This window comes from Micromonospora sp. M51 (genome assembly GCF_018070305.1).
Taxonomy (GTDB): domain Bacteria; phylum Actinomycetota; class Actinomycetes; order Mycobacteriales; family Micromonosporaceae; genus Micromonospora; species Micromonospora parva.
This window is the reverse complement of the sequence record NZ_JAGPXZ010000269.1, coordinates 1-7,357: the sequence shown is the minus strand read 5'-3', so window position 1 is coordinate 7,357 and position 7,357 is coordinate 1. Positions and strand designations below refer to the sequence as shown.

Below are 7,357 nucleotides of genomic sequence, written 5' to 3'. Positions count from 1 at the left end.
CACCCAGACCGCGCAGCGGCAGCTCGGCCGGGTCCAGCACCCCGTACGCGAGGGCGGAGAGCCCGGCGGCGGTGAGCGTGGCGGTCGGCGCGCGGCCGGTGGTGTCGTCGACCAGCTCCAGCGCGCCGGTCGTGCCGTCGAGCAGGTGGGTGCCGGCCAGCCAGCGGTCCCCGATCAGCTCGACCCGGACCCGGCCCGGGCCGGCGGGCAGCCCGCGCAACGCGTCAAGCGACAGCAGCCGGGCCATCGGCGCGGACGCGCCCGGCACGGCGGTGCGGGCCTCGACGTGCACGTCCAGGTCGGTCAGCCACAGCTCGGGCAGCTCGTCGGGCGGAACCTGGACGGTGACCCGTTCGATCTGGTCCACGTGCCGGGCGAAGAACTGCAGCAGCAGCGCCCGCGCGAGCGGATCGGAGACCAGCAGCTCGTTGCCGTGCAGCGTGCCGCCGTGTTCGTCGATCCGGTACGTCACCGCGCCGGTGACCTCCCCGGCCACCCGGGCGGTGAGCAGCCAGTACTCGTCACGGTCGCGCATCCCGACCGCCCGGTAGTCCGGGAAGATCGCGAAGCCGTGCCGTTCCCGGAGGTTGCGTTCGGTGAACGCCCGCCACGCCGGATAGCCGGCGCCGATGCGTTCCCAGCTCACCTCGCCGGGCAGGTCCACCCGGAGCAGCGAACCCAGGTTGGCCGGGGCGAAGGTGACCCGGCGTGGCTTGGGTAACCCGACGTAGCCGAACCGGGCGTAGAAGCTGGGCCGGAACGGATAGAGCGCGCTGAGCGGATGACCCTCGTCGCGCATCTCGTCGAGGAGTTGGTGCAGCAACGTCCGGACGTGTCCCTGCCGGCGGGCCAACGGATGGGTCGCCACCCCGGCGACCCCGGCCATCGGCAGCACCACCCCGCGCAGGTTCTGCCGCATCGGAATGGCCGAGACGGCGGCCAACGTGGTGCCGTCCTCCTCGGCGATGAGCGTCCGGTTGCCCTGGTTGTAGGGCAGGTAGTCGCGGAACTCGGCCGTCCGGGCGGCACTCAGTGGCGAGGATTCGAAGGCGTACGCGGCCAGCGGGAAGCTGGTGGTGAGACGGTCGTCGTCGGTCACCCGGCGGATGGTCATTCGCCCATCTCAACCTGCCGCGCGGGTCGCAGCAACCGGATTGGCCCGATCCGCGCGACGTGCGGCGGTCACCCGACCGGCAGGTGCCGCAGGTGCCGGCGGCGGCGCAGGCGGACGCTGGCCACCGCGGCCACGCCAACCGCCAGCAGGGCGGTGACGACGAGCCCGTGCAGCAACCCCCGGGAGAGGTAGCCGTGGTCGGTGTTGTCGACGGTCCAGGTGGCGATCTCCCGGCTCGACCAGAACGGCGTCAACCTGGCCCCCGACCCGGCCGGGTCGATCAGCATCTGCACCGTCACCACGGTGAGCAGCAGCAGCGTGCCCTCCAACTCGCGGGGCAGCAGCGCACCGATCAACATCCCGAACGGCGCGGCCACCGCGACGGAACAGAGCATCGCGGCCGCCAGGCCGCCGTACCGCAGGTCCGCGCCGTCGATCATCGGCAGCAGGAAGAACGGTACGGAGATGACCAGCCCCACCGTCCACAGGCCGAGCATCCGTCCGAGATAGAGGTGGTGTGGACGGTAGCCGGCCAACCGCAGCCTCGGCTCCAGCTCGCGGGCCGCGGTGGTGGCGAACAGCGCGGCGGTGCTCACCGCCCAGCCCACGCCGAGCAGCAGCGAGCGAACCGACTGCCCGAGATAGGCGTCCCGCCGGATCAGGTAGAAGGTCAACGGCATCAACAACAACAGCAGGAGTACGCCCCGACGCCGCAGCAGCTCCCGCAGTGTCATCTCGGCGACGGTGACGAGCCGGTTCACGGGCGACCTCCCTGAATGCCGGGCGCGTGCCACCCGGTCTCCCGCGCCGGGGTCAGGTCGAGCACGATGTCCACCCGGTCGAGTTGGTTGAGCAGGTGGGTCACCACGACGATGGCGGTGCCGGTGTCGCGCAACCTGCTGAGCTGGTCCCAGAAGTTGACGTACGTGCCCTGGTCGAAGCCCTGGTACGGCTCGTCGAGCAGCAGCACGTCGGGCGCGCTGAGCGTGGACATGGTCAGGTTGAGTTTCTGCCGGGTGCCGCCGGACAGGTGGCGGGCCTGCACGTCCCCGCCCGCTTCCCAACCGAGTTGACGGGCAGCCGCCCGACCGGCGCGGCGGGCCGGGCCACGGGCCACGCCCTGACCGGCGCCGATGAGCACGAAGTGTTCGTCGGCGAGCAGGAAGTCGGCGGTGCCGCCGGACTGCGGGCAGTAGCCGAGTCGCCCGGAGACTGTCACCTCACCGGCGTCCGGGGACATCAGCCCGGCGCAGATCCGGAGGAAGGTGCTCTTGCCGCAGCCGTTCGCGCCGATGACGGCGGCGATCTGTCCGGCCCGGACGGTCAGTGTGGCGTCGCGCAGCACGCTCCGCCGTCCGTACCTCTTGGTGATGCCGGCGGCGTGCAGCCGGACCGGCCCGGGGCGCGGTCCGGGCGCGGTGCCGATGCTCTCCACGACGGCGCCCGCGTACTGCTGGGGTGGGCCGAAGACGACCCAGGGGTCGCCGCCTCCCTCGCGCAGGTGTGTGGCGGCCTCGGCGACCACGTGCCGCGCGGCGTCCGCCGCGACCCGCCGCTGGTGCAGCTCGGCCGTGAGCGTCCGCAGCCAATCGTCGGCGTTCACCGGCTGACCCCCTTCGTGACGATGTCGTTCACCGGCCGGACGAAGGTGAGCCAGGCGCTGCCGCCGGCGCGGAGCGCCGCGTACCCGTCGTCGGTGAGCCGGTAGTACTTGCGGGCCGGCCCGGCGTTGCCCTCCCGCCACTGCGCGGTCACCAGGCCGGTCTTCTGCAGGCGCAGCAGCACGGGATAGAGCGTGCCGCCCTGGATCGGCCCGACGCCCGCCGTGTCGAGCGCCTGGGCGAGCTGGTAGCCGTAGGACTCGCCTTCGGACAGCAGGGCCAGGACGCAGATGTCGAGCACCCCCCGCAGCCACTGCCCGCGCCGGTCGGAATCCACTCGATGGACAGTAGCGACGCAAGCTAGATGGCACAACCATCTACTGTCGGCGACGGCACCCGGACGGCCGGCCCGGAGCCGGCCGCCGAGTGAGTCGTACGGGTCAGCGGGTGACGACGTCCGAGACCACGACCGTGACGTTGTCCGGTGCCCCGGCATGGTGGGCCAGCTTCACCAACTGCTCACCGCACTGCTGACGGTCGGCGTACATGCCCAGGGCCGCCGCGATGGCCTCGTCCTCGACGTAGTCGGAGAGCCCGTCGCTGCACAGCAGCAGCCGGTCACCGGGGACCACTGTGAGCACACCGACAGCGGGCGGGGTGTCGGCGCCCTGCACGGCCCGGGTCACCAGGGACCGCTGCGGGTGGTGGCGGGCCTGCTCGGGCGAGAGGGTGCCCTGATCGACCAGCGCCTGCACGAACGTGTCGTCCCGGGTGAGCTGGGTCAGCTCCCCGTCGCGCAGCAGGTAACAGCGGGAGTCGCCCACCTGGGCCAGCACCAGCGTCTCCCCGGCCAGCAGCGCCGCGGTGAGCGTCGTCCCCATGCCGTCCCGGCTCGGGTCGACGGTGATCGCGGCGTGGATGCGCTGGTTGGCGGTGCTGACCACGGCACGCAGGGCGTCGGCGGCGCCGTCGGGGTCGGTCGGCGGAGCCAGCTCGTCCAGGATCCGGATCACGATCTCGCTCGCCACCTCGCCCGCAGGCAGCCCGCCCATGCCGTCGGCGACGGCGATCAGGCGGTCACCGGCGAGGGCGGAGTCCTCGTTGTTGGTGCGCACCAAGCCGATGTCGTTGAGGATGACCGAGCGGAGGATCAGCGTCATGGGGTCAAGCTTGCCAAGAACAACCCGCATTCGTCTCTACGCCTCCTACCTAGGTCGAGAAATGATTGCGATTTTCGTCGGCGGCCCCGACGGTGCGTGACCGGTCGGCCCGTTCTCAGCGGCGCGGATAGCGCAGGAGCAGGCTGGCGGCGACCTCCTCGTCACCCACCGCCGCGTAGCTGTGCGGCACGTCCGACACCCAGCGGAGGTGACCACCGGCCGGGGCGGTCAGCGGTGCGTCGGCCGGCCCGGCGCGCAGCACCCCGGCGAAGACGGTGACGTGCTCGGTGACCCCCGCCGGGTGGGCGGGGGAGAGCTGCCCGGGGCCGGGCGCCACCCGCATCCGGTACAGCTCGTAGGTCGCGTCGGTGTCGGTGAATACCTCCAGCAGGGTGGCGGTGACGGCGGAGCCGTGCACTGTCGGCCCGGCGGCCGGCTCCGCCAGCACGGCCGTCAGCGGTACGCCGAGCTGCGCGGTGACCGCCCAGAGCGTCTCCAGGGTGGGGTTGCGGGTGCCGTTCTCCAGGCCGGAGAGGGTGGCCTTTCCGACACCGGCGAGCCGGGCGAGTGTGGACAGTGAGATCCCCCGCTCCTCGCGCAAAGCACGGACCCGGCGTCCGACGACGGCGGGATCCACGTCGAGGCCCGGACGCGGGGCTGGTGGTGGGTGTGACACCCGGCTATCGTGCTACACGCTGCCGTTCCGTAAACGGAACAGTCGGGAGGGTTGGAGTGGCGGGACCCGTACAACCGGTGCTGGCCGGGGTGGTGACCGCGCTGGTGGGCTTCGCCAGCTCGTTCACCGTCGTGCTGGCCGGGCTCCGAGCGGCTGGCGCGTCGGACGCGCAGGCCGCCTCCGGCCTGCTCGCGCTCTGCGTGGCGAGCGGCCTCGCCGCCGCCTGGCTGGGCTGGCGGTACCGGATACCGATGAGCGCCGCCTGGTCCACTCCGGGCGCGGCGTTGCTGGTAGCGACCGGGCCGCCACCGGGCGGATGGCGGGTGGCGGTGGGCGCGTTCCTCGTCTCCGGCGTGCTGATCGTCGCCGCCGGACTGTTCCCGCCACTCGGTCGGGCGGTGGCCGCCATTCCCAAGCCGGTGGCCGGCGCGATGCTCGCCGGGGTGCTGCTGCCGCTGTGCACAGCCCCGGTCCGCGCGCTTGTCGAGCTGCCGGTGGTGGCCGGGCCGGTAGTGGTCGCCTGGCTGCTGCTGCACCGGTTCGCCCGCCGCTGGGCGGTGCCCGGTGCGCTGGTGGTGGCGGTGGCGGCGATCGCGCTCACCGCACCGCCGGCCGGCCTGACCGGTGCCGCGCTGATCCCGTCGGTCACCCTGACCGCGCCGGCCTGGAACGCGTCCGCACTGGTCGGGGTGGCCCTGCCGCTGTTCCTGGTCACCATGGCCGCGCAGAACGTACCCGGCATGGCGGTGCTGGTCGGCTACGGCTACCGGCCGCCGTTCGGCGCCGCGCTACGTACCACCGGCCTGGCCAGCCTGCTCGCCGCCCCGGCCGGCGGGCACGCGGTGAACCTCGCGGCGATCACCGCCGCGCTCGCCGCCGGCCCCGACGCGCACCCCGACCCGGAGCGCCGGTGGATCGCCTCGGTCACGGCCGGCGCTGGACTGGCAGTGCTCGGCCTGGGCGCCGGGGTGGCCACCACGCTTGTCGCTGTCGCCCCACCGATCCTCATCGAGGCGGTCGCCGGGCTGGCGCTGCTGGGCGCCCTCGCCACCGCGCTCGCCTCGGCGGTGACCGACCCGGCGACCCGCGAGGCCGCCGTTGTCACCTTCGTGGTGACCGCGTCCGGGGTGACGCTGATCGGCGTGGGCGGCGCGTTCTGGGGCTTGGTCGCGGGCTGCCTGATGCTGCTGCTCTTCCACCGCCGCCCAGCCGCCCCGTCAGCCGAGGCCACCCCCGCCGAGCCGGGGCCGTCGGGTTACTCCTCGGATGGCAGGTCGGCCACGCCGACGGCCAGGAGGACCCGGCCGTCGGCCACCGAGCCGATCCGGTCGGCCGGTACGTAGACCGCGCCGGTGCGGGTCAGCTCGGTCGAGACCTTCAGGTAGCCGCTGTGCAGCAGCCGCGCCGCCAGATCGGCCGGCACGTCCGGCTCCTCGACCGCGGTCGCCTCGATCAGCTCGTCCAGGCTGCTGCCCGGGTCGGCGGTCGGTGTCTGGACGGTCACCGCGTTCGGGTCGCCCCGCTGGACGAGGTCCACGGTTCCGACCTCGGTGCCGGCTGAGTCGACCACCGGCATCCCGGTGGTGATCCGTGAGATGGTCGCCTGCTGCGCGTCCTGCTGGTCCATCCCGCTGCGGTTCCCAGGGCGTCGCGCCGCTAAACGCCGCCGTGCCGGAGGTGATAGCTGCGGAGGCGGCAGGTCCGCAGGTGATGGGCCTGAAGAGCGTGATGCCTCTGAGGCATCACTATGCCTCGGAGGCATCACCGTCGAAAGCAATACCGCGGAGGCATCACCGTCGAAAGCAATACCGCCTCCACGGCCCGCGCAAGGTGGCGGGCGACGGGCCGCCACGCAGCGGCACGCAACCCATTCAGGTGTTCGGGAGGGTCCAGCCGCCGGGCGGTCGGGGAGACAGCTCGCGCCAGGTGTCCGGCTCGTCGAGCAGTGCCCGGACGGTGTCCTCGGCCTCGTCCGCACTGCCGTACTCGTAGAAACGGGAGATGCCCTCGGCGCCACCGGCGCGCTGCTCGACATGCCATCGGTCGGCGTCCACCCGCAGGAAGACGTCCCGCCGGGCCAGTCGCCCCCACTTCCCGTTCCACCAGTGCTTTCGCTGCTCCATGGCGGGACTCTATCGAACACACGTACGAGAAGGTGCGGCCCCTGCGGGAATCCCACAGGGGCCGATGTGCATCCGTTCGGCGTCAGCGCTGCGTCGGCGGCTCGGGACGGCGGCCCAGCACATCGTCCAGCGCCCCGCGCTGCTGGCCGGGAGTGGTGTGACCGGCGGAGACCAGGGCGTCCCGGATCTCGGTGAGCAGCTTGACCTCCTCGCTCGGCGCCGAGGGCGGCGGCTCCTCGCCCCGCTGCCGCCGCTCGGCCAGCTTGTTCATCGGGAACACCACGAAGAAGTAGAGCACTGCGGCGGTGAGCAGGAACGTGATCAGGGCGTTGATGAACGCCGCCCAGTCGAAGACCTGACCGTTGAGTGTCCACTTCCCGGCCGAGAGGCTGGTGCCCCCGCCGATTGCCTTGATCAGTGGTTCAAGGAACGACTTGGTGAGCTGGGTGACCACGCCCGTGAAAGCAGCACCGATGACGATGCCGACCGCCAGGTCGACGACGTTGCCGCGCATGATGAAGTCTTTGAAGCCCTTGAGCATCCGTACTCCCGAGGTGTCCGCTTTTCTGTCGGGCACAACCTATGCCCGTACGGCGGGTTCCAGAAAAGCGCCGGCTTCGAGCGCCGCCCGGCCGGGGTCGCCGGCCCGGATCGCCTCGACCAGTCGGGTGTGGTCGACGTAG

General features: G+C 72.3%; 10 protein-coding genes and 1 pseudogene. 1 reads left to right on the top strand and 10 read right to left on the bottom strand.

Annotated elements, in window-relative coordinates; translation table 11 throughout:
* The 6 genes from eis to KBX53_RS16165 all read right to left on the bottom strand — a co-directional run.
* A partial coding sequence (eis, locus tag KBX53_RS16190; RefSeq protein ID WP_309140785.1) for a GNAT family N-acetyltransferase occupies positions 1-1,099 on the bottom strand: 1,099 nt, incomplete at its 3' end.
* 83 nt (positions 1,100-1,182) lie between these two features.
* The gene (locus tag KBX53_RS16185) at positions 1,183-1,875 is read right to left on the bottom strand and encodes a hypothetical protein (protein WP_030332337.1); all 693 of its coding nucleotides are present in this window, start codon (positions 1,873-1,875) and stop codon (positions 1,183-1,185) included.
* Positions 1,872-2,717: an ATP-binding cassette domain-containing protein gene (locus KBX53_RS16180; protein ID WP_051708479.1), complete on the bottom strand. Its 846-nt coding sequence runs from the start codon at positions 2,715-2,717 to the stop codon at positions 1,872-1,874. Before KBX53_RS16180 ends, KBX53_RS16185 begins: the two co-directional genes overlap by 4 nt.
* Positions 2,714-3,052 carry a PadR family transcriptional regulator gene (locus tag KBX53_RS16175; RefSeq protein WP_030332341.1) on the bottom strand — a complete coding sequence of 113 codons (339 nt, stop codon included), beginning with the start codon at positions 3,050-3,052 and terminating at the stop codon, positions 2,714-2,716. The genes KBX53_RS16180 and KBX53_RS16175 overlap by 4 nt, the downstream gene beginning before the upstream one ends.
* 103 nt (positions 3,053-3,155) lie before the next feature.
* Entirely contained in the window at positions 3,156-3,875 is a 720-nt protein-coding gene (locus KBX53_RS16170; protein ID WP_030332349.1) for a PP2C family serine/threonine-protein phosphatase, read from the bottom strand.
* A gap of 115 nt (positions 3,876-3,990) precedes the next feature.
* Positions 3,991-4,551 (bottom strand): XRE family transcriptional regulator, encoded by a 561-nt coding sequence (locus tag KBX53_RS16165; protein ID WP_245233627.1) that lies wholly within the window; start codon positions 4,549-4,551, stop codon positions 3,991-3,993.
* Between the two features lie 56 nt (positions 4,552-4,607).
* On the opposite strand from KBX53_RS16165, the gene KBX53_RS16160 reads away from it, so the two are divergent.
* On the top strand, positions 4,608-5,894 hold the full coding sequence (locus tag KBX53_RS16160; protein ID WP_081883829.1) for a benzoate/H(+) symporter BenE family transporter: 1,287 nt from the start codon (positions 4,608-4,610) through the stop codon (positions 5,892-5,894).
* Here KBX53_RS16160 and KBX53_RS16155 read toward each other — a convergent pair.
* From KBX53_RS16155 to KBX53_RS16140, 4 genes and pseudogenes are all read right to left on the bottom strand, one after another.
* Positions 5,807-6,178 carry a hypothetical protein gene (locus KBX53_RS16155; protein ID WP_030332355.1) on the bottom strand — a complete coding sequence of 124 codons (372 nt, stop codon included), beginning with the start codon at positions 6,176-6,178 and terminating at the stop codon, positions 5,807-5,809. The genes KBX53_RS16160 and KBX53_RS16155 overlap by 88 nt on opposite strands.
* Positions 6,179-6,422: 244 nt before the next feature.
* Positions 6,423-6,674 (bottom strand): hypothetical protein, encoded by a 252-nt coding sequence (locus tag KBX53_RS16150; protein WP_210860133.1) that lies wholly within the window; start codon positions 6,672-6,674, stop codon positions 6,423-6,425.
* Positions 6,675-6,756: 82 nt separating this feature from the next.
* Positions 6,757-7,215 carry a large conductance mechanosensitive channel protein MscL gene (gene mscL / locus KBX53_RS16145; protein WP_030332359.1) on the bottom strand — a complete coding sequence of 153 codons (459 nt, stop codon included), beginning with the start codon at positions 7,213-7,215 and terminating at the stop codon, positions 6,757-6,759.
* Between the two features lie 39 nt (positions 7,216-7,254).
* Positions 7,255-7,357: pseudogene (locus tag KBX53_RS16140) on the bottom strand (GntR family transcriptional regulator); the annotation flags it as partial.